Source organism: Pseudoalteromonas sp. SMS1, from assembly GCF_021530565.1.
In the GTDB taxonomy this organism is placed as follows: domain Bacteria; phylum Pseudomonadota; class Gammaproteobacteria; order Enterobacterales; family Alteromonadaceae; genus Pseudoalteromonas.
In genome coordinates this window covers 314,999-334,582 of record NZ_JAKGBI010000002.1, presented here as the reverse complement: position 1 = coordinate 334,582, position 19,584 = coordinate 314,999, and the positions used below count along the sequence as shown (strand labels likewise).

General features: G+C 44.1%; 25 protein-coding genes. All 25 read left to right on the top strand.

Going from position 1 to position 19,584, the window contains the following annotated elements; all coding sequences use genetic code 11:
• Window positions 1-106: 106 nt before the first annotated feature.
• The 25 genes from L1286_RS03300 to L1286_RS03180 all read left to right on the top strand — a co-directional run bounded on the left by L1286_RS03300 (window position 107) and on the right by L1286_RS03180 (window position 19,230).
• Window positions 107-943, top strand: coding sequence for a baseplate assembly protein (locus L1286_RS03300; protein WP_235405493.1), 837 nt, complete (start codon window positions 107-109; stop codon window positions 941-943).
• 3 nt (window positions 944-946) lie between these two features.
• Window positions 947-1,957, top strand: a complete 1,011-nt coding sequence (locus L1286_RS03295) for a phage tail protein I (RefSeq protein ID WP_235405492.1) — start codon at window positions 947-949, stop codon at window positions 1,955-1,957.
• Window positions 1,958-1,983: 26 nt separating this feature from the next.
• Window positions 1,984-2,538, top strand: coding sequence for a phage tail-collar fiber domain-containing protein (locus L1286_RS03290; RefSeq protein ID WP_063359592.1), 555 nt, complete (start codon window positions 1,984-1,986; stop codon window positions 2,536-2,538).
• 9 nt (window positions 2,539-2,547) lie between these two features.
• Window positions 2,548-2,814, top strand: coding sequence for a hypothetical protein (locus L1286_RS03285; RefSeq protein WP_235405491.1), 267 nt, complete (start codon window positions 2,548-2,550; stop codon window positions 2,812-2,814).
• A gap of 66 nt (window positions 2,815-2,880) precedes the next feature.
• A complete protein-coding gene (locus L1286_RS03280; protein WP_235405490.1) occupies window positions 2,881-3,657 on the top strand; it encodes a hypothetical protein in 777 nt (258 codons plus the stop codon).
• Window positions 3,658-3,677: 20 nt separating this feature from the next.
• A complete protein-coding gene (locus L1286_RS03275) occupies window positions 3,678-4,139 on the top strand; it encodes a hypothetical protein (RefSeq protein WP_235405489.1) in 462 nt (153 codons plus the stop codon).
• 110 nt (window positions 4,140-4,249) lie between these two features.
• A complete protein-coding gene (locus tag L1286_RS03270; protein ID WP_235405488.1) occupies window positions 4,250-4,831 on the top strand; it encodes a hypothetical protein in 582 nt (193 codons plus the stop codon).
• A 12-nt stretch (window positions 4,832-4,843) separates the two neighbouring features.
• Complete coding sequence (locus L1286_RS03265) at window positions 4,844-5,212, top strand: hypothetical protein (RefSeq protein WP_235405487.1); 369 nt, start codon at window positions 4,844-4,846, stop codon at window positions 5,210-5,212.
• 98 nt (window positions 5,213-5,310) lie between these two features.
• A complete protein-coding gene (locus L1286_RS03260; RefSeq protein WP_235405486.1) occupies window positions 5,311-6,207 on the top strand; it encodes a hypothetical protein in 897 nt (298 codons plus the stop codon).
• 2 nt (window positions 6,208-6,209) lie between these two features.
• Window positions 6,210-6,512, top strand: a complete 303-nt coding sequence (locus tag L1286_RS03255; protein ID WP_211034191.1) for a hypothetical protein — start codon at window positions 6,210-6,212, stop codon at window positions 6,510-6,512.
• Window positions 6,513-6,586: 74 nt separating this feature from the next.
• Complete coding sequence (locus L1286_RS03250) at window positions 6,587-7,618, top strand: baseplate assembly protein (RefSeq protein ID WP_235405485.1); 1,032 nt, start codon at window positions 6,587-6,589, stop codon at window positions 7,616-7,618.
• Window positions 7,611-8,501 (top strand): phage tail protein I, encoded by an 891-nt coding sequence (locus L1286_RS03245; RefSeq protein ID WP_235405484.1) that lies wholly within the window; start codon window positions 7,611-7,613, stop codon window positions 8,499-8,501. The genes L1286_RS03250 and L1286_RS03245 overlap by 8 nt, the downstream gene beginning before the upstream one ends.
• A gap of 14 nt (window positions 8,502-8,515) precedes the next feature.
• The gene (locus L1286_RS03240) at window positions 8,516-9,070 is read left to right on the top strand and encodes a phage tail-collar fiber domain-containing protein (protein ID WP_235405483.1); all 555 of its coding nucleotides are present in this window, start codon (window positions 8,516-8,518) and stop codon (window positions 9,068-9,070) included.
• A 1-nt stretch (window position 9,071) separates the two neighbouring features.
• Window positions 9,072-9,929, top strand: a complete 858-nt coding sequence (locus tag L1286_RS03235) for a hypothetical protein (protein ID WP_235405482.1) — start codon at window positions 9,072-9,074, stop codon at window positions 9,927-9,929.
• A 1-nt stretch (window position 9,930) separates the two neighbouring features.
• Window positions 9,931-10,239 (top strand): tail fiber assembly protein, encoded by a 309-nt coding sequence (locus tag L1286_RS03230; protein WP_235405481.1) that lies wholly within the window; start codon window positions 9,931-9,933, stop codon window positions 10,237-10,239.
• A 143-nt stretch (window positions 10,240-10,382) separates the two neighbouring features.
• Window positions 10,383-11,171 (top strand): hypothetical protein, encoded by a 789-nt coding sequence (locus L1286_RS03225; protein WP_235405480.1) that lies wholly within the window; start codon window positions 10,383-10,385, stop codon window positions 11,169-11,171.
• A 7-nt stretch (window positions 11,172-11,178) separates the two neighbouring features.
• Window positions 11,179-11,535, top strand: coding sequence for a hypothetical protein (locus tag L1286_RS03220; protein ID WP_235405479.1), 357 nt, complete (start codon window positions 11,179-11,181; stop codon window positions 11,533-11,535).
• A 27-nt stretch (window positions 11,536-11,562) separates the two neighbouring features.
• Window positions 11,563-12,402, top strand: coding sequence for a baseplate assembly protein (locus tag L1286_RS03215; RefSeq protein WP_235405478.1), 840 nt, complete (start codon window positions 11,563-11,565; stop codon window positions 12,400-12,402).
• Complete coding sequence (locus tag L1286_RS03210) at window positions 12,387-13,241, top strand: phage tail protein (protein WP_235405477.1); 855 nt, start codon at window positions 12,387-12,389, stop codon at window positions 13,239-13,241. Before L1286_RS03215 ends, L1286_RS03210 begins: the two co-directional genes overlap by 16 nt.
• Window positions 13,242-13,422: 181 nt before the next feature.
• Window positions 13,423-13,902 carry a hypothetical protein gene (locus L1286_RS03205; protein ID WP_235405476.1) on the top strand — a complete coding sequence of 160 codons (480 nt, stop codon included), beginning with the start codon at window positions 13,423-13,425 and terminating at the stop codon, window positions 13,900-13,902.
• 8 nt (window positions 13,903-13,910) lie between these two features.
• On the top strand, window positions 13,911-15,875 hold the full coding sequence (locus L1286_RS03200) for a DUF4815 domain-containing protein (RefSeq protein WP_235405475.1): 1,965 nt from the start codon (window positions 13,911-13,913) through the stop codon (window positions 15,873-15,875).
• Window positions 15,872-17,059 carry a hypothetical protein gene (locus L1286_RS03195; RefSeq protein WP_235405474.1) on the top strand — a complete coding sequence of 396 codons (1,188 nt, stop codon included), beginning with the start codon at window positions 15,872-15,874 and terminating at the stop codon, window positions 17,057-17,059. The genes L1286_RS03200 and L1286_RS03195 overlap by 4 nt, the downstream gene beginning before the upstream one ends.
• A 9-nt stretch (window positions 17,060-17,068) precedes the next feature.
• Window positions 17,069-17,287 (top strand): hypothetical protein, encoded by a 219-nt coding sequence (locus L1286_RS03190; protein WP_235405473.1) that lies wholly within the window; start codon window positions 17,069-17,071, stop codon window positions 17,285-17,287.
• Window positions 17,288-17,296: 9 nt separating this feature from the next.
• On the top strand, window positions 17,297-18,778 hold the full coding sequence (locus L1286_RS03185; protein WP_235405472.1) for a hypothetical protein: 1,482 nt from the start codon (window positions 17,297-17,299) through the stop codon (window positions 18,776-18,778).
• A 14-nt stretch (window positions 18,779-18,792) separates the two neighbouring features.
• The gene (locus L1286_RS03180) at window positions 18,793-19,230 is read left to right on the top strand and encodes a hypothetical protein (protein WP_235405471.1); all 438 of its coding nucleotides are present in this window, start codon (window positions 18,793-18,795) and stop codon (window positions 19,228-19,230) included.
• Window positions 19,231-19,584 lie beyond the last annotated feature (354 nt).

Sequence of the window (19,584 nt, the reverse complement as noted above, 5' to 3'; positions counted from 1 at the left end):
CCTTCCATTTTAATCCACCTTTGTAATTAAGCACTGCAGATAGTTTACACTGGCCCAGAGGTCGAGTGTGTTTTCGAGTGCAAAAAATTTAGCAAGGAGACGAATTTTGAGTACTGCTATAGAATTAGCGAAATTGCCACCTCCTCAGGTTATTGAAGCGCTTAGTTATGAGGAGATTTATCAGCAAATTGAGCAAGCTCTACTGGAAAAAATCCCTGAACACACTTTGTTGGCGTCAGATCCCGCCATCAAATTGTTAGAGTTGTCAGCTTATCGAGAATTGCTATTGCGTCAACGTATCAATGATGCCGCCAAATCAGTGATGTTGGCTTTTGCCACTGGAAATGATTTAGATCACTTAGGTGCATTGTTTGGTATTGGACGGGATGAAAAAGAAGAGGATGAACGTTACCGCCAACGGATCCCCATGTCACTAGAAAGTTATAGCATGGCAGGCACACGTGGAGCCTACGAGTTTCATACCTATTCAGCGAGTCATTTTGTGCATGATGTCTATGTTGACTCTGAGCAGCCAGGCCGTGTCAACGTATATGCCTTATTAGATACAATGAGCGAGACTCAAGCGAATGAAGTGAAAGGTGAGATAGAAGCGCGACTTAATGATGAGGATATCAGACCCATTACCGATAAAGTTATCGTCAATTGGGTTATGCCGACGTTAATCCCCTTATCAGCTCAAATTTATCTAAATGTGGGCGCGAATAAAGCACAAGTTGAATTGGCGATTATGCAAGCGCTCGACATGTTTATTTTAAACCATTTTAAGCTTGGGACCGAGGTGCCACATTCGGGTATTATTGATGCACTGCATCAACCGGGAGTACGAAAAGTAAAACTGTTAACGCCCACAGAGGATCTTCAACCTGGTGTAAATCAAGCTTATCGTCTGACGCTTGACCTAGCTTTTCCAGAGGAGGCGTAACAGATGCGTACTCCATCGTTATTACCTGTGAATAAAACGCGACTGGAAAGTGAATTAGAACAGAGTCTTGCATTAAAAAGAGCACAGTTTGATACCAAGCAAATTATTCCCCAGAGCATTGGTTCGCAGTGGGATCCGCTGACTTGTCCAGAGGGTCTGTTACCTTGGCTGGCTTGGGCGCTTTCTGTAGATGAATGGGATGAAGCTTGGTCGGTAGAAACTAAGCGTTCTATGATTGCTCAGTCGGTATCTATTCACAAGCATAAAGGCACCGTTGGCGCGGTTAAAAGAGCCTTACAGTCTCTTGGTTTGCAAATCGAGTTTTTCGAGTGGTTCGAGGATATTGATGATGTTTATCTCGCGCCGCATCACAGTGGTGAACCACATACATTTACCTTTATCGCGTGGGCAAACGAAATACCTTATACCAGTCGCGCAGTGGTATTAGATCAGAAACTCTATGATGCTATTTACAGAGTCACTAATCAGACCAAACCACAGCGCGCACATTTTGATTTTTTAGTTGGTATGAAAATGTCCTCGCAAGCCGTCGCTGGTAGTTCAGCACACGGATTTGCGAGTAGTCGAGTTTATGCCAAAGTTATGCCGCATGAGAAGCATCGTGCAGGCAGCAACACACTCTCACTCGCTGGTGCCATCTCTGGGCATCGCACAGCCGCTTCCCGCCACTATGCAGCATCTTCATCTGAGCGTGCTATCACAGCAAAATCTCAGCCAGGGTGCGCCCTTGTCATTCGAAAACAAGTGCCTTTGATTAGTCGCCAGCGTGTGAGTACTGCGAATGTACGCAGCTTAAGTGCACGCGCAAAACTGGGTTTTGGTGCAGCACTATCAACAGGTTCAGGGCAGGTTGTTAGAACGTACATCCGTAGTGAACAAACAATGCCTTCGCGCTTTATTGAGTTTAGTTGCCAGATGGCTGGTGCAATCTCGAAAAGTGCAAAGCAAACGACCGTGCGTCGTTTGTATCTTAATGCAGTTACTGCAACTTAAACATTTCGAAAACAAGGAGTGCAATAGTGAGCACGATTTTACAGCCGGTGATCACCTCAGCGGGGCTTGCTGCTGTGTTCAGGGCACAGCAAAAAGGGTTTAAAGCCAAGATCACAAAAATAGGAATAGGTTCTGGTGTTCATCAAGTTGATGAAAATACGACGAATCTAAAAGATGAAAAGTACCGTCTAGACATTGACCATGCAGAGTATTTTGAGGATCAAAAGCAGTTACATTTGACTGTTCGAGACGACTCAAAAGTTGCTGACGATGGTTTCTTTGTCAACGAGGTTGGGTTTTATACCGAAGAAGAGGTAAATGGCCAAGTTCGTCACGTACTGTTTGCGGTTTACTCAGCAAACGAGCCAATTGCCTATAAGTCTAATGACATAGACTTATTGTTGGCGTTTGATTTGACTTTGACGGGTGTGCCAGGCGATGCCATTACCATTATCGACAAAGGCGTAGATTTCAATATTTTAATCGCACCAGAGCTTGCCAAAATGGCGCGTTCTCAAATTATGAATATGTATCGTCACTTAAAACAAAAGTTTGCATTAATTGACAAAGGAATTTTGTAAGGAAGGTCTATGAAAAAAGAAGATAACTTGCGTGCACAGACGCTCGCAGAAGAAGCGCTAAAGTTGATGCAAGAAGCTAAAGTGTTGCAACAGCAAGCTCAGTGCCAAGCTGCTCGAATTTTAGGTTATCAACAACAAAGTGATGGCCTCGCGTTTAAATATTTGGCCGCAACGGCAGAATATGGCGAGCAAAGCTTGGAAGCAAATGAAGCGAAACAGGCGTGGCTTTTTGCTCGAAAAGCGGTGCAGGCTCGTTATCCTAAATTTCATGACTAATTAATTTTTTGATAGTGCTTTTGCCCACCGAATGGTGGGCTTTTTTGTTTATAGTGGAGATATTTAATGTCATTAGAACAGGATATAACTCGCGTTGTTGAAGCCACAGAAGGTTTGACGGCAACAGTTGATAATCAGATCAGTGAGATCACCAATAAATTGAACTCAGCCGTGGCTGAGACAAAAACGAAGGTAGATGCGCACCTTGCCAGCACAGATGCGTTACTTAGTTCATATAATGAGCGCCAATCGCATTTTCGAGTCACCAAAAACCAGGCTTTGGTTGCAAACCAGGCGGGCTCTTTCCCAGAGGCGTGGGCTGGCGGTTTTGTCACTAAAGCGACGCTATTAGAAAAAGTGCAAACGGGTGTTGAGGTAAATCAGCGTACGCCTCTTGCGAGAGAGTTTTTACAGGCGATTAATGCCGACACCAAATGGTTTGCACAAAATTTTAATATTTGGGAATTGGAGTATGCACCTAACCGAGGTGGTGAAAACAGCCATGTTGATGCGTATTTAATGTACCAATACTTGAGAAGGCCTACACATATTACGGCGGGTGCAATCGTGAAACATATTCGTGGTGTTGTGCCGACAGGGTTTTGGTGTACTGGGTTAAAAGCGGGTGAGGCTGCAAAGGTGTGTGGTGTGCATATCGAGCACAGTAGCCGAAATCACTATACGCATTGTCACCCATATGTACCAGGTAAAAACTTACCTGCAGATCAAACCGGTGTAATTCAAGTTGCGTTACCTGCCGTTGTAACGGGTCATGTACCCATCGATAAAGCTTGGGGTCAGTTCGCCTATATTGGCGATGGTGCCTACGATGTGATCGCATAAGGTCAAGGGAGATAACTTAAATGGCTAAACTAATTGTAAATGGACAAGCTGTAGAGCAGTTTTTTGATGCAAACATGCCGCAGCATGCTGTTGCACAGCTGGTGGCAGAAAATTTCGGTGAAGAGAGTACATTTTCAGTGGAGCTGACTGTCGAAGAGGCTTTGCAACAAGGCCGCGAAGTTGTTCGCTCTGCACTTGCGCAACAAGTTGCTGATTCAGAATCACTGCTTGGCACGACATCGGACACCGTACACTTATTGCTTAATGAGTTGAGTGGCTTTGTGAATAAATTAAGCTCAGCGCAAACGCTTGCAGAAATGCGAGCTTCTACCGTATCGCTTAAAACGGCGATTGGTGATGTGGAAACAAAAGTGACTAATGGTGACCTTAGCTTCCCTTACCAAACGAAAGGCCAAAGCGATGTAATGGCTGACATTATTTCGCGTGCAAATGGCGTCGACGCCGTCATCAAAGCGCAGTAAATATGGTATCAATTGGGTATTGAGCACACCTGATTGATTTTTCATTTTTAAACCTAAACGCAAAGCCCGCCATTTGGTGGGCTTTTTTAATTTTTACTTGGAGGTAAATCATGTCTTTAGAGCAAGACATTGCAAATGTAGTCAGTGCAGCAGAGCAACTCACTGGCATTGTGGATACGAAAATCGAAGATATTAACAGCACTGTGAATAGCAAAGTGTCTGAGATGGATTCAACGATTTCTCAGCAAGTTACTCGAATTGATAGTGCAATAAACAATAAGCATATTATTGGCGAAGGTGGTCAAGGCACTAAAAGCTTTGCAATTGCTGGTTATTTCACGAATGTCCGTGAGACCACTAACATCCATATTAAATTGCCTTATACGTTGGATACACATAACTGCATGTTCCATGTCTCGGTGAATGGGTATGCCTATGGAGAAGCAAAAGTCGTGGATTCTACTTTTGTGGGTTACTGCTATAAAAATGGCAATAACCTCATCCACACACAAAACCTAGGGACTCATGAACCAGATTCATACGTTGGCAGCGATAATCATATCTATTTACGACTGACTTTTAGCAGTACCTATTATTTAACACTCAGTGTTGACTCTATCAGAGTCGGAAACGGCACCGTTTTGGGCGTTGGCGACGTAACAATTATATCTAACCCTGCTGAAAAACTATAAGGAGAAATAAATATGGATAATCAGAATGCAACACCAGTAACAGCAGAGTTATTGACAATCATTGAAGAAAACAATCAACGCTTAGCAACTAGGCAAAAAATAAATAATCGCATTGCGGATGATGGCAGTTTGCTTGGGTCAACGTCAGATATCTCTCATATTCTACTTCATGAATTAAGTATCTTTGCCAACAAATTATCACAAGCAAACTCTCTGGCTGAAATGCGCGCTTCCACTGAATCATTGAAAAATGCCATTGGCGAGGTTGAGAGCAAAGTAGCCAGCGGTGAGGTGGATTTACCTTATCAAATCAAAGGTCAGGCTGTTGCTTTAGATGAAGCGCTAGTACGTGCCCATGGTGTCAGCAGCTTGTTAAAATAAGACTGATTTAATTCGCTATATATAAAGCAATATTAAAAACCAAAACAAACCCAGCCCACCGATTAGGTGGGCTTTTTATTTTAAAACGGAGGTATAGTATGTCTTTAGAGCAAGACATTGCCCGCGTCGTTGAAGCGTCAGAAAAGCTCAGTGATGTGGTGGATACAAAAATTGAAGATATCGACAATCGCGTGGCGCAGAAGGCCATTGAGATTGACCAAAAAAATGCCGCGGTTGAAAGCCGTTTGACTGCCAAAGAACAAGCGGTTGATGCCAAAATTCGAGATTTTCAAAAGGCGTTACCACTTGCGCCGAATACGCTCGTGGATTCTAAGTTTTTCAATTCAATTTGCGAAGCCAACAACACCCCAACCGATGTTTTGACTGCGCACAAAGCACCATGGTTGGCGTTTTTACATGATGGTTCTGAAGGGACTGGCACTGTTACTCGTGTAAGTTTAGATAAATTAGACGAGTACGGCCTGACACCAAATGAAAACTTTCAAAACCGAGGTATAGGTTACAAAAACCATGGTGGAGAAGCTTTTTACGGCTCAAATTATCGTGTTCTACTGTTTGATATTGAGATCACTAAGGGGCGCAACAGTGATGCAAACAATGGCAATTTTTTTGTATTGTCACAGGGGTGTGACACGCATTTTGGTTGGGGGAGAGGAGAGTTCCTTACTCAAGCCAGTTGCTGGATAAATGTATTGGAATGTGCGGATACAATGCGCTTTTATCCGTCTTCAAATCGTTCGGCAACGATTGAGTGTAATCATTCAGATCTTGGTAAAGGTTGGCAATACAAACATGCTGTCAGATCAGGCTGGGGAGGGTGCCACCAACCGTTATTCAGTGGGCTTGGCAAAATGAAAGTTGCTATGTGCTTACCTTATGTAGGTACGGGTAATCATGGTGACAATATGGTTTGGGCTGACAGTGTTGGATTCCCATATACACACACGGATGCAGCCGGATATGTAGGAGTGTAATCATGGCAGTTTTAAAACAGATTTCAACAGGCCGTATTGTTGCTGGTGGCCTAACAAACCAAGCAAGCGCTAAGAAAATGGCCAAAAATGCAGGCGTAGCTGAAGGGGATTATCAGCTTATTTTCTCTGAAAAAGAGATTTTAGATTCTCGCAGAGAAGGATATGCACAAGCTTGCGACCATTTGTTTATCGATTACATGGCTAACCTAACGGAGTTAGGAGACTCAGCACAGGCTACTATTGACGCGAAACAGGCATGGTTAGATGCCAGAGCAAGTGTCAAAGCAAATTTTCCAAAGTCATAATCCCGTAAAATCCGCTATATGCCTGGCTAACTGGTAGTCAGGCATTTCTCAAAACTTTACTCAAGAGCTTAGTTATGTCTTTGACAAACTTTAGCGCCATTGATCTCAGCCGTTTGCCGGCGCCAAACCTCATTGAACCTCTAAGCTATGAAAAGATTAGGGCTGAGATTTTAGAAGATTTTAAAACAAGATTTCCAGATGCTGAATTGAACTTAGTTAGTGACCCTGTCATAAAGCTAGTTGAGTCTTTTGCTTATCGAGAACTATTGTTGCGTCAGCGCATCAATGAAAGTGCGCATGGCGTGCTTTTGGCAAATGCCACAAGTAGCGAACTAGACTACTTGGGCAATCGCTTTGGTGTGCAAAGAGCACTATTAATTCCTGGGGATGACAGCATACTCCCACCCCAGAAAGCGGTATATGAGAGTGATGAACGCTTTCGTGAGCGAATTGCGCTCGCGTTAGAGGGGTTTAGTACTGCAGGACCAGCTGGCGCTTATGCTTTTCACGCATTAAAAGGCTCTCAATATGTAAAAGATGTATTTGTAGATGCGCCGCAATTTGCCTACGCCGATTTGCCTGAACAAGTGACTAATTTGTTGCCACCTAGTGCCAAGTTACTGGTGTGCACGGATGATGCTGGCATTACGCCTGATGTGTTGGCCGGCTTACAACCGTCTGAACCAATGCCTGGAGACGTCGTACTTACATTGCTGTCTAGCCAAAACAGTGGTCACGCATCGCAGGAGGTTATTGATGATGTTAAGGCCCAGTTGAACAAAGACAGTGTTCGACCACTAACCGATCGAGTACTTATTAAGTCTGCCGATATTATTGAGTTTGACCTAGATGCCACATTACACATCTATCCGGGAATGGATGGTGAAGCGATTGTGTTAGAAGCAAAAAATAGCTTAACAACTTGGCTAAAGCAGCATCATAAATTGGGGCATGATATATCTTTATCAGGCTTGTATGCGGTGCTTCATCAAGCTGGTGTCCAACGAGTTGAGTTGCGAAGTCCGCAATGGGATATCACTGCGCACGCTCATCAGGCGGTATTTTGTAAAGGGATGAATATTGAGGTAGGAGAAGAGCATGTCTAACTTTTCTCTACAAGGGAATACGACAGAGCTTGAGCTAGCCCTAGAACACTGTAGCGACCGAATCCTAAAAATCCCTGTGAAGACTCACCAGTTATGGGATCCATTTCAATGTCCTACTCATTTTCTCCCGTGGTTAGCGGACGCGTTAAGTGTAGATGTTTGGGACAGCAGTTGGCCCGAGCATATTCAACGTAAAGTGATAGCCGACAGTGTGCCAAGGCACAGGTATAAAGGCACAGTTAGTGCGGTCAAAAACTCACTTACGGTGCTTAATGCAAGCGTTGAGCTACAAGAGTGGTGGGAATATGGCGGGGTGCCTCACAGCGCTAAGCTTCTGGCGATAGCAAAAGAAAACTTGGACAGTAATGGCGACACGTTTTTAAGCCCTAAATTGCAAGCACAGATGTGGCAATCTGTGGTGGCAACCAAACCGATGCGAACGCAAGTAGATTTTACTATTGGTGTAAACTTAAGTGCTGATATTCAGGTCTTCGGCGGGGCACAAAGTGCAACAGTGCAAGCTGCTTCATATCAAGATGACCCTATCTTTAACTTTTCTCCTGTTGGAGTGGGTACCTTTTCAGCTGCGCAATCATGCGGTGTGCAAACAATACGCTTTGGTGACAGTCCAAGCCTAGATTTTGACGTGTGCAAAGTGCAAGTCTTGGCAAAGGGTTTCGCAACCCAAGTGGGGGTTGATCGGTTTCAAGATGCACCAAGCGCAAATTTTTCTTCGTCATCAACGGTTTCTGCAACAGCAATGTCAACGCATGTATCAAATATGCTGTTACAAGACTCTCCCAAAGCAAGTTTTACGACAAGTAGTTCAATAGCGGGCGGTGCTTACACCGTTTCAATTCAAAATATTACGCTTAATTTTTAATCTGAGGTACATATATGAATGTATATACACCCGTTGTGACCCAAGAAGGGATCAATGCAGCGGTGAGTGCCCTTGAACAAGGGGTTAAAATCCAAATTGGCCATATTGCAGTTGGGGATTCGGGCTACACACCCGATAGAAATCAAACTGCACTCAAAAGCCAAAAAAATACGGCGCCAGTATCAGGTGCTGAGGTAGTTGGAAATGGCCAGTTTCATGTAACTGCCGAGTTTACCGATGACAAGCAGTATGCAGTTAAAGAAGTCGGCTTTTTCTTAAACGATCATGCGGATGAAAGCCAAAGAACGCTATTTGCTGTCTGGTCTCACCCTGAAAATGTACTTTTCTATCAGACGCCGATTGCAAAAATAGTCCAAGGATTTGATTTATTACTGTCAGCTGTACCGCCAGATAGCCTTGATTTTAACGTAACAGGGGATTTGAGCATTTACTATGCGGATGAATTTGCAGCGATGACAATTGCTCAGACCCAAATGGCAACGGCACAGATCGAATCAAACTTGCGTCAAATTAAGTTCAATGAAAGGCTTTTGAGCTTAGGAGGCTAAAATGAGTTCGTTGAGTACACAACTAGGCATACTTCAAACATCTAATTCCGAACTTGCTACCACTGTGAGCGAGCTCACAGCAGCAGTTATTGCTCAGAATTCAGAGCTTAAAGCGTCAAACGATTTAATTGCAGTTGATAATCAAGCGATTAAAAACCAAATCACTGGTTTACCTGATGAGGTGTTTGAGCAAGTAGACAGTGTTTTACCTGAACGCATTGATGAGCGAATGGAGCTGCACCTTTATTTAGATGTAGCAAACGGTAACGATAGTAATCCAGGTACAGCGAGTGCGCCGTTTAAAACGTTAAAGGCGTTAATTGACTCAGCTCCTATGGGATCTGTCATTATTATCTTTGGCCCATTGGGTCAGCGAATCGACGTGAATGAGCGTATTCAAATTTCAAACAAGAAAGTCGTTTGTAGATTGATAGGCGCGACACTCAACCTCAATGCAATTTTGGAGGTGTATGGTTCGCTACTTAGATTTTCATATCCATTGATTGCCGTTAATTTGTCAGTACCAAAAGGCATCTCTCATTACTCAGGTGACATTCGGCTCAATTGCACCAAACTTGTTCCAGCAACGGGCTCTGAAGCACTATTTTTACAGGTGTATACAGGAGGGGATGTATCAGGACCCGGGTCTCACCATAGTAACATCTTATTCACGGGTGAGGTTGACGGTGCGAATGCGACGGCTGATTCGCCTTTTTATGTTTTTGCACCTACGTACTACATGTCCTCAATGATTGTAACCACTCACAACATTACACTCGGTGCGAATACCAACCTATTTCACCCTACGTACCAAACCCTACAAGTTGGTACCAAAGGTGTTTATCTAGTGGGATCTTAATATGCTGATTGATTTTGAATATAACGGTAAGAAGTACATGCACTTTGATACCGAACAAGAATGGCCAGAGTTCACTGCCGAGCAAAAAGATCAAATTATAAATTTGGGCCTATTTGCGGATATCAGAGCAAAAAGGAATCGTCTGCTCGCTGAATCAGATTACACTCAAATGCCAGATAGTGACCTAAGTGACAGTGAAAAACTTGCTTGGGTTGCATACCGAAAAGAGTTAAGGGCGCTACCTCAAAATTATACTGCAGCTGCCGATGTTATCTGGCCAATATCGCCACTTGATGCAGCGAATAAATAACAGATGTAGTCAAACCCTACTTATATAAACCGTTTTTTGATTTCCAGACCACCCCTTCATTACTGAATATCGTTCAACAAGTGCGAGCAGGGAATGGCAACGGCGAAATCTACCTTAGAATTTTTTAGAAAGGAAACTTATAGATGTCTACACAAGCAAAAACGCTTGAACAGCTAATCACTGAGCTGCATTCTACCAATGGTGAACTTATCACAGCGAACAATGAGCTGACGAGTACTGTTGTTAATAAGATGGGGGCAATTGATACAGCACTAGCCAACGCTCAAACTGAAGTAAACACTGCCATCACGACTGCTGATAGCCGAATAAGTCAAGCAGTTCTGAATTTGGCGCAGAGTCATGCGGATATGCGTATCAATTACTATGATCGTAAAGTGCATACAAAAGACACGTTAGTACAAGATCATGGCTTAATTGCAGACCCTAATGATGAAACCAAGTCAATTTGGATCAAAGTCCCCACCGGTGGTGACTGGAGTGGTTTCCACACATATGCAGCGGCAAGTAGAATGACAAAACTTCATACAGTAGCTGGTTATTCTTACTCTCCAGGCTACAGTGAATCTCCTGATAAATATGCAAGAGATTGGAGCCGCACATATATGCAGTTTATTCTGACCAACACTGAGGCAACCAGTGAGCAAATCAACGAAAATATTACCTCTCAAGGTGTTGATATTAATATCTCAAATACCGGCGGATGGTGGAATGGCTCTTCAGTGAGAGACATTCCTTCGATGCAGATCTCTGGCGTGCACGCCTATAGTTGTTTGTTTGTAAGATTGGTCAACGTGGTATCTGACGGAGTCACAGATCCGACAGGTAAACAACCTCAGAATATTCTTCAATTTGGTGGCAGTTGTAATTTTGCAATTGACCGCGTTGTTAACTACCCAAGAATCCCTGTGTAGGTGAATCATGTTAGAAAATACAGAATCTGAATTTAAAGATACTTCGGTTGTATACGATAAAGAAGCGCAACGTAGCCGCATTCATTACGCTGTTGCAGACTCAGACTCTTTAATTGGTACAACTTCAGACACCGCGCATCTACTCTTAGTAGAGTTTGCAAAATTAACTAAGGCCATTGCTGCGGCGACTACGCTTGAAGAAGTCAAAGCTGCCGCACAACCTTCGGCTGATTTATTTGCACCATTGTTAGACAAGCAGATTGCCAATCAATTGACTTTTCCTTATCAATACAAAGGCATTGACAATGTATTTGGTGAAATTTCAGCTCGTGCGCAAGGCGTGGCCGATATTATCCAGTCGTAAAGATTTTAACTTATCCAAGAAACCACTATGAACTCCCAGTACTTTGATTTTTCTGCGCTGCCTGCGCCGGACATCATTGAGCCACTGGACTATGAAACAATTTACCAAGCGCGCAAGGACAGGTTTATATCACTTGCTCCACAATATGCTGATGCATTAGAGCTTGAAAGCGATCCATTGACGGTATGTCTGCAAGTGGAAAGCTATCGAGAGTTACTGCTGCGTCAACGTATTAATGAAGCGGCGTATGCTAACTTATTGGCGACTGCAAAAGGCAGTGATTTAGACCAGCTTGGTGTGTTTTATGGTTTGGTGCGTGCCGAGGGTGAAGAAGACGGTAATTACCGTCTTCGCATTCGGCAAAAAACATTGGCGTCCAGTACTGCCGGCAGCAAAGACCACTACCGCAACGCAGCATTAACCGCTGCGCCAAATACTATCCAAGATGTTGAAGTGGATAGCCCAATCCCGGGGCGTGTACGCGTCTCTATTTTATTTCAAGACAAAGAACAGGCAGATGTACTGTTGCAGCAAGTGAGAAACCACGTATTAAGCGATCAGGTTAAAGTATTAACTGATCAGGTTGAGGTGAATCACGCTGAAGAAGTACCAATTGACGTCAAAGCCGATATTTATCTACAAGATAATGTACCAAATTGGGTGTTTACCCAATTAGAAGGCAAATTACGTGAAGCTTGGCAGGAGACGATGGCCCTTGGCATTGCAATGACGCCGAGCTGGTTAAGCGCGCAACTTCATGTAGACGGTGTTAAGCATGTAGAGATACATACGCCAGACTCTTTGATTGATATAGCTTCCAATCAATATGCTCAACTAGGGCAAATTCAATTATGTCTCATCACTTAAACACTGATAGCGACGCGTTACTCCCATTCAATCACAGTGATCTACAAGCCGACATTGTTAAACATGGTCAGCTTGAGGTTGTATTGGGTGAAGGAGTTCAGCTTTTGCGTGGCTTTAAGTCCCATCCCAAACAATCTCTATTACCTTGGCTTATATGGGAATACGGTTTAGGCGCCTTGGTCCCGTATCTTGATGATTTAGATCAAGTCTTACAGCAAGGTCTCGCTTGGCAAAGGATCCGTGGAACACAAAAAAGCTTAGAAATGGCATTTGATTGGCTCGGATTTTCTCTGTCAGAAGTTGAAGAGTCCAAGTCTTATCGGCATTTCTATCGCTATCAGTGTCATTTAGAGCAATTACCAGATCTTAATGATGCTGAGCGTATGGCACAGTTAGCGGAGCTAAGTGCCCCCGCGCGTAGCGAGCTTGTTCGTATTACATACAACCTAGATATTAGAGAGCTGCAACTTTCAGCAAGTCACTTCGGTACGTTGCTGAGTGACCACTCGGGTTATAGGCATAGATTAAAAAATGGTAAATTGCTGCGCATTAGTACACAGCGTGCGCATGAAACCATTGTTAATCCTGAAGGTGCTTCAGATGTCGCTCGTAAGCGCAAGTTAAACTGTGGTTGGCAAAGCTACTCTTCCCAAGTACTTGGTAGTTTGAGATTAAGTGAACCTGTTGTGCACAGTTTTAGCATGGCGGCCGCGCATAGTCGTCAAACTAGCCGTGCTTATACCCTCGGCCAAGCTCAATGGTTTGGTCATTGGCAAGCGTCTTCTTGGTCCACAATGCGATACCCTCAAGTTATTACGTCGTACCAAGCATTACGCTGATTCAATATTTCACCATTAATTAACCTATATTCGGTTTATTGTCGTAACTCACTCGCAATTTTTTGCCTAGCAATCGTAATGACCTGAGCGGTGTTTTTTGCAACTTGGGCTGAGAGTACACGCTAGAGCAGAGCGAATACGTGAATCTACCAAATCGGAGTAGGTAAAATAAGGAAACACTTTGGCTATTCTTACTCGTGCAGGGCGGACGTTGTTTGCCCAAACAATTGCACAAACTCCTATTTATTTGGCTTGGGGGCGCGGAGAAACGCCGTGGCAATCCCCTCCAGCCGAACCCATAGTCGCAACTGAGCTTGCCGCGCCGATTGGCTATCGGAAAGCTAAAAAAGTTGCGTTTTGTCTTCCAAATGAGCAAGGCGATATACACCTTCAAGGTGGACGTTTTAGCTTATCGGAGCAACCGACTCAACACCTGTATTGCGAATTTACTTTTGATTTTGCCGATGGTGTAGGGGAAACCGTTCGTGAGCTGGGCTTAATGTCAGGCACGCAACAGCAGCCGGACTTACCTCCTGGGCTGTCCTACTTGTTGCCTGAACAAGTGGCATCATCTGGAACATTATTATTGCTCGAGCACCGTGCACCTCTAGTGCGAGAAGAAGGTGTGAGAGAGAGCTTTGAATTTGTTGTGAGTTTTTAGAGGTATTTATGCTTGATGATTACTATGAAAAATTTCATGCAGACTCTGGCTACGAGCGACTGCTGTTTAGAGCCGGAAAAGGTCTGCAAAGTAGGGAATTAAACGACCTACAATCGCAAGTGGGCCATCATCTTAAAGGTGTCGCAGATGTTTTGCTTAAAGATGGTGACTTAGTAAAAGGCGGCGAATTAGTCGTTGATACGGATTCCGCAAGCGCATTGATCACGCCAGGGGATGTGTACATGGCTGGGCAAGTACGTCCGGTCACAAGTGGGGTTGTACCCATTGATTTAAATGCGACCGTCGATGTGGGTGTATGGCTAACACACAAAGTGATCACCGAAGAGCAAGATCCCAGTTTACGAGATCCTGCTGTCGATGCGATTAATTTTGACGAACCTGGCGCTGCGCGCTTGCAGCAAATCTGCCAATGGGGGTTGCTCAGTGATGCCCTAGGTCCAGACGAAGCATTTTACCCAGTTCATCGAATCGAGCAAGGCACTTTAATTATTAAACAACCTCCTCCTCAACTGGATGCCGTCACACAAGCTCTTGCCAGATATGACCGAGAAGCAAATGGTGGTAGCTATGTTGTACAAGGTATGGCGCTAAGTTATCGAGGTGCAGAGCAGGGCAAGCAGAGCTTTAGTTTAGAAGAAGGGAAAGCCCATATTGAAGGCTATGAAGTGGCGTTCGCGACTTCTAGGACAGCCGAATTCAATTATGATCCTGACATCGGTGAAGTGAAAGAAGAGCCAAAAACATTTCAAGCCGATGCGCAAGACATGATGCGCATGGATACGGATTTTTTCCCGGTTAAGTCAATTGATGAGGTCAACGTTACTGTTGAAAAAGGCGCTCAGTTAACGCGCGGTCAATTGTCTGGGGGAGATGACCTTTTACCCGATGAGTCTGTGCTTGAGATACTCTCTATCACTCAAGGTGAGACTGTTTATGTGCAAGGTACAGACTTTATCTTTTTGCGTAATCACATTAGTTGGCAGCTCAGTGGTCAAGAACCAGCTGGTGGCAGTCAATATCATGTTGTTTATCGCTACCGTAAGCAACTGACCGTTGAATATGATGAGCGAGGTTTTAGCTTATCAAAGCAGCTAGAAGATGGAGGTGAGTTAGTAGAAAACACGTTGGTAACGATTGATTACCAGTGGTATCGACCACGCATCGATTTGGTTGTATTAGATAGGTTTGGTCATATCAAACGTATAAAAGGCCAAGCGGTTCATCAATCGCCAGTGCCACCAAAAGCGCCTGCGCATCATCTTGCCTTGGCACAGGTGACTCAATTTTGGTTCAACAACCAAGCACCTAGTATTGAAAGTTTGGCAATTCGTGCGGTGTCTATGTCACAGCTTGAGCAAATGCAGAGCCAGATCGGAGATTTGTATCAGCTGCTTGCTATCGAACGACTCAGAAATGATGCAAATAGCCAGGATCCCACCAGCAAATATGGTGTCTTTGTCGATCCATTCATCGACGATGATATGAGAGATGCGGGCATTGAACAAACTGCGGCGATTGTTGGGGGGGAGTTAGTGCTTCCGCTTGAGGCTGATATTCATCAACTTCAAGTCCCAGATGAACGCGCGCTCACATTACCTTATGTGCTTGAAGATGTGCTAGAGCAGCCTAAACAAACGGGTAGCATGAAGATCAACCCTTATATGGCATTTGAGCCGATCCCAGCAGATATTCGCCTAACCCCCAGTGTCGATCATTGGACTCAAACGCATACCAATGTCGCTAGTTCTATCACGCGTAGATTTTGGGGTGGCAACGGAGCACGCGTGAGTACGCAAACTGTCAGTACAACGCAGGTATTGAGTAGCTCAACGCGCAGCGCAGAGTTTTTAAGAAGGCGTTGGGTCAACTTCTCGATATCTGGGTTTGACGAGGGAGAGACGATAGAGCAACTGACTTTTGATGGCATCACACTAATACCGGAGGCACAATGACCATAAAAGCCGATACACAAGGTCGACTATCCGGCCGATTCTATATCCCGAGTAATGTTCCTGTCGGGAGTAAATCAGTACGTTTTACCGGTTCTCAAGGTTCCAGAGGCGAAGCAACCTATACCGGTAGTGGCACAATACGCACGCAAACGGTGCGTCGAGTGAACAATGTTTTGCAGTGGCGTTTTGACCCATTGGCACAAACATTTACTTTGCCTGAACTTCGCTTCATTGCGGGCGTGGAGCTATGGTTTAAGAAAATTGGTGAACAACCCGTGCGCGTCCAAATCAGAGAAACTGATCTGGGTATACCTAATGATACGGTGATTGCCGAAGCTTCGTTGCCCGTTTCTCAATTGCAAGCGACTGGCCCGACGTTATTTGAATTTACGCCGATTTCGCTCAATGCTGGTCAAGAATATGCGATTGTCGTTTTGAGTGATGATGCCGTTCATGAAGTTGCCATTGCAGAGCTCGGTAAATTTGATCGCAGCAGTGGGTGGGTAACGAGCCAACCATATCAGGTTGGTGTGCTACTTTCTTCGAGCAATGCATCAACTTGGACACCTCATCAAAATAGAGATCTTAGTTTTCGATTGAAAGCGGCGAAATTTACGCAAACAGAACACACGGTCGAGTTAGGGGAAGTTGCGTTAGAAGAACACAGTGATATTTTAGCAATGGCTGCCATTGAGCGCCCAAGCAGTGAAACGCAGCTTCATTTTGAATTTAGTGGCCCCCAAAGTGGTGACTTTAACCTACAAGAGTCGCAGCCACTGAGACTTGCCAACAAAGTGACAGAGTCACTGAAGGTTCGAGCTAAGTTAACCGGTACTGAGACGCAATCCCCTGTGTTATTCGACAGCGTGCAAACAGCATTGGGTAAAGTCAGTAATCAAGCCGACTACGTTACACGTGCAATTCCTTGTCAAGCTGGTGGTACTTTAAAAGTGAGTTTTGAAGCTCAATTACCTGGCAGTGCAAAGGTGGATGTATTGATTGAGCAGCAAGGTCAATGGCAGGCCGTGGCGCTTAAAAATACCCAAGCTCAGGGCGAGGGATGGCTACTGTGTAATTATGAGTTGGCGAATCTACTTGACCCACAAGCGCGGGTAAAACTTGTTTTATCAGGTACACACATAGATAGACCACGTGTGCGCTCTTTGCGTGCATTCTCGGTGTAAGGAGGGATTATGATTGAAGATAAAACAACGTTTTTCTCTTTGCCTTTACCCCACCCAGACAATTTACTGCAGCAAGATGTTACTCGGATCAAAACTGCCATTACAGGTCTAGACAGATTGCTGTATATCCAAACGAATCTTCGTCGACAACAAGATGACTTGTTAAACGAACGACTCAGAAAAGCCAAATTAAATCAAATTCTTGGTGAACAACTTTTTACAATATAAGAGGACATTATGGCCAGCATACAAAATGCCGTGCAAGTGATGGTAGATAAGCTCGTTGCCGATATGCAGGGCAATCAGCCACTTTCTGCTGAAGAACAAGCGCTCGTAAGCAATGCAATTACTAAATTAACCGACAACAGTAAACTTGAGCAGGCTGTTGTGGCGGTTGCCGAGTCACATATTAATGATGCGAAAAATAGCCTGCAACAAGTCTCACAATCGACAGGGGCTGCGTTACAAGGTGCGACAGATTCATTGGTTCAAACTAGCAACAGCTTAGAGGCAAAGTCTACCAAGTTAGATAAATTGGATACCATGGCGCCCAATCTCGAAAGAGTCGAATCTTTGCAATCAAGAAATAACGCGATGCAAGTGCGTCAGTTAATGGGGGTGACTGGCATTGAACCCGCGAGCACCAGCGCTAATAACCGCCGTAGCCAAGCGATTTTCGCCGTATATGATAGTAACGGCGAAACCTTTGCGGTGAGACCTAGTTATACCCACAATAACACGCTTGAAAGCTGCCGGTTGGAGTTTTTAAAGCTCAATAATCAAGGCACAAGTAAAACCACGACGCACACTAGTTTTGTTTATACGAATGTGTTTGAGCAAAACCCAAGTAGCAAAATTTATCATTATGGTCTGAGTGCATATTTACCACTGGCATCCAAAGATAACCCTTCCAGTATTGAATATGAGATAGTGTATAGCTCTCAAGACTCGCAAAACACCTCTACGAATAACTATGGGGGTATCTTTACAAAGTCAGCGGGCTTTACCACTATTACCGCGCCTAAATTGAACTTGAATGCGCGAGATCAATATGGGGTACCAACGATCACCAGCCACGCACATAACAGAGCGGCGGTTTTGTATGACAATCAAAAGCATTGCTTGGTATTGGTCGATTCGGGTACATCGAGAATTATCGAAAAATACCGTGATGGTAACGTCATTTCAAATACCGCAATCGCCAATGCGGAAGAATTACAAGCCTATGTCGACGCTGGCGATTTTACGACGGTAAATTTCATATTTAATAACGTAAGCTTTACGGCCGGTGCAAACCGAAGTAACCACTCTGTACAGGCAATGAGTAATGAGCAATACAACTACTATGGTTATTTTGGTGTGGTGAATAACGTAGTGCGAATGGGAGGCACGAGTTATAGCGCCCATTACCGATTTACCACCGCAAAAAGGCTGGAACCGGTTAACTTTTACTTTCAATGTAATCAGCAAATGTATCGGGCATCTGATTCCAATGGTACTGTAAATGGGGAAGGTGTACTGACTGTTTGCCTTGAAAGTATGGATGGAGAGTTACTTGGTGCGTATCAGTATGAGAGTTACTCTGACCATTTAGGTCGAGGAGCTGGGTTTATGGCTGGCGCAATCAATTGTATCAACCCGTACTCCCATGTCGGTATTCTCAACGAGTCCTATGTCTACAACCACCACGGTATTGGCCGTACTTGTCGTGCATTTTAAGTTAAGGAAAAATCATGAGCTGTGAATATTTTGCCGACAAAGGCATGAAAATCGATGGTAACTACTGGCTAGTCCACCCTCAAACTGGAGAAGCGTGGACAGATGAGACAGTACAGGACTATTACCAGACCTATGAAACGATGCAAATCTTGCAAGACGAGGAAAGATTTGCGTATGAAAAACAAACCAAGCTAAATGAAATTAAGCAGGCAGTATTTCAAAAGTTAAACCAAGAGCAGTGGCGTGTCACGAAAGCGCAAGAGCATGCATTAAGCGCTTCGCTGGCGGGTGATGAAAGCGCAGTCACTGACGCAAATAGTAAACTTGCCACGCTGCTTGAAGAGCGAGAGGCCTTACGTAAAGCCAGTGACAAAGCAGAGTTGACGCTTTGCGAGATCACCACGCAAGCAGAATTGGATACTTTTATGTTTGATGTAAATATTTCACAATAAATCGTTACAAATGACCCGTTTTATTCCCAATAAACGGGTTAGTATCAATGTTGCTTGAGAAAGCAACAGAACTGTTATTCCACAACCAAAACCCGCTTGGTTATGCCGAGTGGGTTTCTTTTATTGAGTTTTAGGGGTTTGATTGATTATTGCAAATAGGTCAGGAATGACCTGTTTTAGAACCTTAAAATCAGTAAAATAGACCTAAGCTTGAGAAAAGCCTAACACAGACTATAAGTTGATTTAAAAGCCACCTTGTTTATTGAAATATAAGCGATTGTGGCTTTTTTATTTGGGGTGCTTACAACTGGATTGAGGCGGTCAGGAATGACCTGTTTTAATCACTAAAAACCA

Bases quoted from the DNA above. Each gene is read 5' to 3' on its own strand.
- L1286_RS03295 (WP_235405492.1), top strand. From the start codon at position 947: ATGCGTACTCCATCGTTATTACCTGTGAATAAAACGCGACTGGAAAGT.
- L1286_RS03285 (WP_235405491.1), top strand. From the start codon at position 2,548: ATGAAAAAAGAAGATAACTTGCGTGCACAGACGCTCGCAGAAGAAGCG.
- L1286_RS03280 (WP_235405490.1), top strand. From the start codon at position 2,881: ATGTCATTAGAACAGGATATAACTCGCGTTGTTGAAGCCACAGAAGGT.
- L1286_RS03275 (WP_235405489.1), top strand. From the start codon at position 3,678: ATGGCTAAACTAATTGTAAATGGACAAGCTGTAGAGCAGTTTTTTGAT.
- L1286_RS03270 (WP_235405488.1), top strand. From the start codon at position 4,250: ATGTCTTTAGAGCAAGACATTGCAAATGTAGTCAGTGCAGCAGAGCAA.
- L1286_RS03265 (WP_235405487.1), top strand. From the start codon at position 4,844: ATGGATAATCAGAATGCAACACCAGTAACAGCAGAGTTATTGACAATC.
- L1286_RS03260 (WP_235405486.1), top strand. From the start codon at position 5,311: ATGTCTTTAGAGCAAGACATTGCCCGCGTCGTTGAAGCGTCAGAAAAG.
- L1286_RS03255 (WP_211034191.1), top strand. From the start codon at position 6,210: ATGGCAGTTTTAAAACAGATTTCAACAGGCCGTATTGTTGCTGGTGGC.
- L1286_RS03250 (WP_235405485.1), top strand. From the start codon at position 6,587: ATGTCTTTGACAAACTTTAGCGCCATTGATCTCAGCCGTTTGCCGGCG.
- L1286_RS03245 (WP_235405484.1), top strand. From the start codon at position 7,611: ATGTCTAACTTTTCTCTACAAGGGAATACGACAGAGCTTGAGCTAGCC.
- L1286_RS03240 (WP_235405483.1), top strand. From the start codon at position 8,516: ATGAATGTATATACACCCGTTGTGACCCAAGAAGGGATCAATGCAGCG.
- L1286_RS03235 (WP_235405482.1), top strand. From the start codon at position 9,072: ATGAGTTCGTTGAGTACACAACTAGGCATACTTCAAACATCTAATTCC.
- L1286_RS03230 (WP_235405481.1), top strand. From the start codon at position 9,931: ATGCTGATTGATTTTGAATATAACGGTAAGAAGTACATGCACTTTGAT.
- L1286_RS03225 (WP_235405480.1), top strand. From the start codon at position 10,383: ATGTCTACACAAGCAAAAACGCTTGAACAGCTAATCACTGAGCTGCAT.
- L1286_RS03220 (WP_235405479.1), top strand. From the start codon at position 11,179: ATGTTAGAAAATACAGAATCTGAATTTAAAGATACTTCGGTTGTATAC.
- L1286_RS03215 (WP_235405478.1), top strand. From the start codon at position 11,563: ATGAACTCCCAGTACTTTGATTTTTCTGCGCTGCCTGCGCCGGACATC.
- L1286_RS03210 (WP_235405477.1), top strand. From the start codon at position 12,387: ATGTCTCATCACTTAAACACTGATAGCGACGCGTTACTCCCATTCAAT.
- L1286_RS03200 (WP_235405475.1), top strand. From the start codon at position 13,911: ATGCTTGATGATTACTATGAAAAATTTCATGCAGACTCTGGCTACGAG.
- L1286_RS03195 (WP_235405474.1), top strand. From the start codon at position 15,872: ATGACCATAAAAGCCGATACACAAGGTCGACTATCCGGCCGATTCTAT.
- L1286_RS03190 (WP_235405473.1), top strand. From the start codon at position 17,069: ATGATTGAAGATAAAACAACGTTTTTCTCTTTGCCTTTACCCCACCCA.
- L1286_RS03185 (WP_235405472.1), top strand. From the start codon at position 17,297: ATGGCCAGCATACAAAATGCCGTGCAAGTGATGGTAGATAAGCTCGTT.
- L1286_RS03180 (WP_235405471.1), top strand. From the start codon at position 18,793: ATGAGCTGTGAATATTTTGCCGACAAAGGCATGAAAATCGATGGTAAC.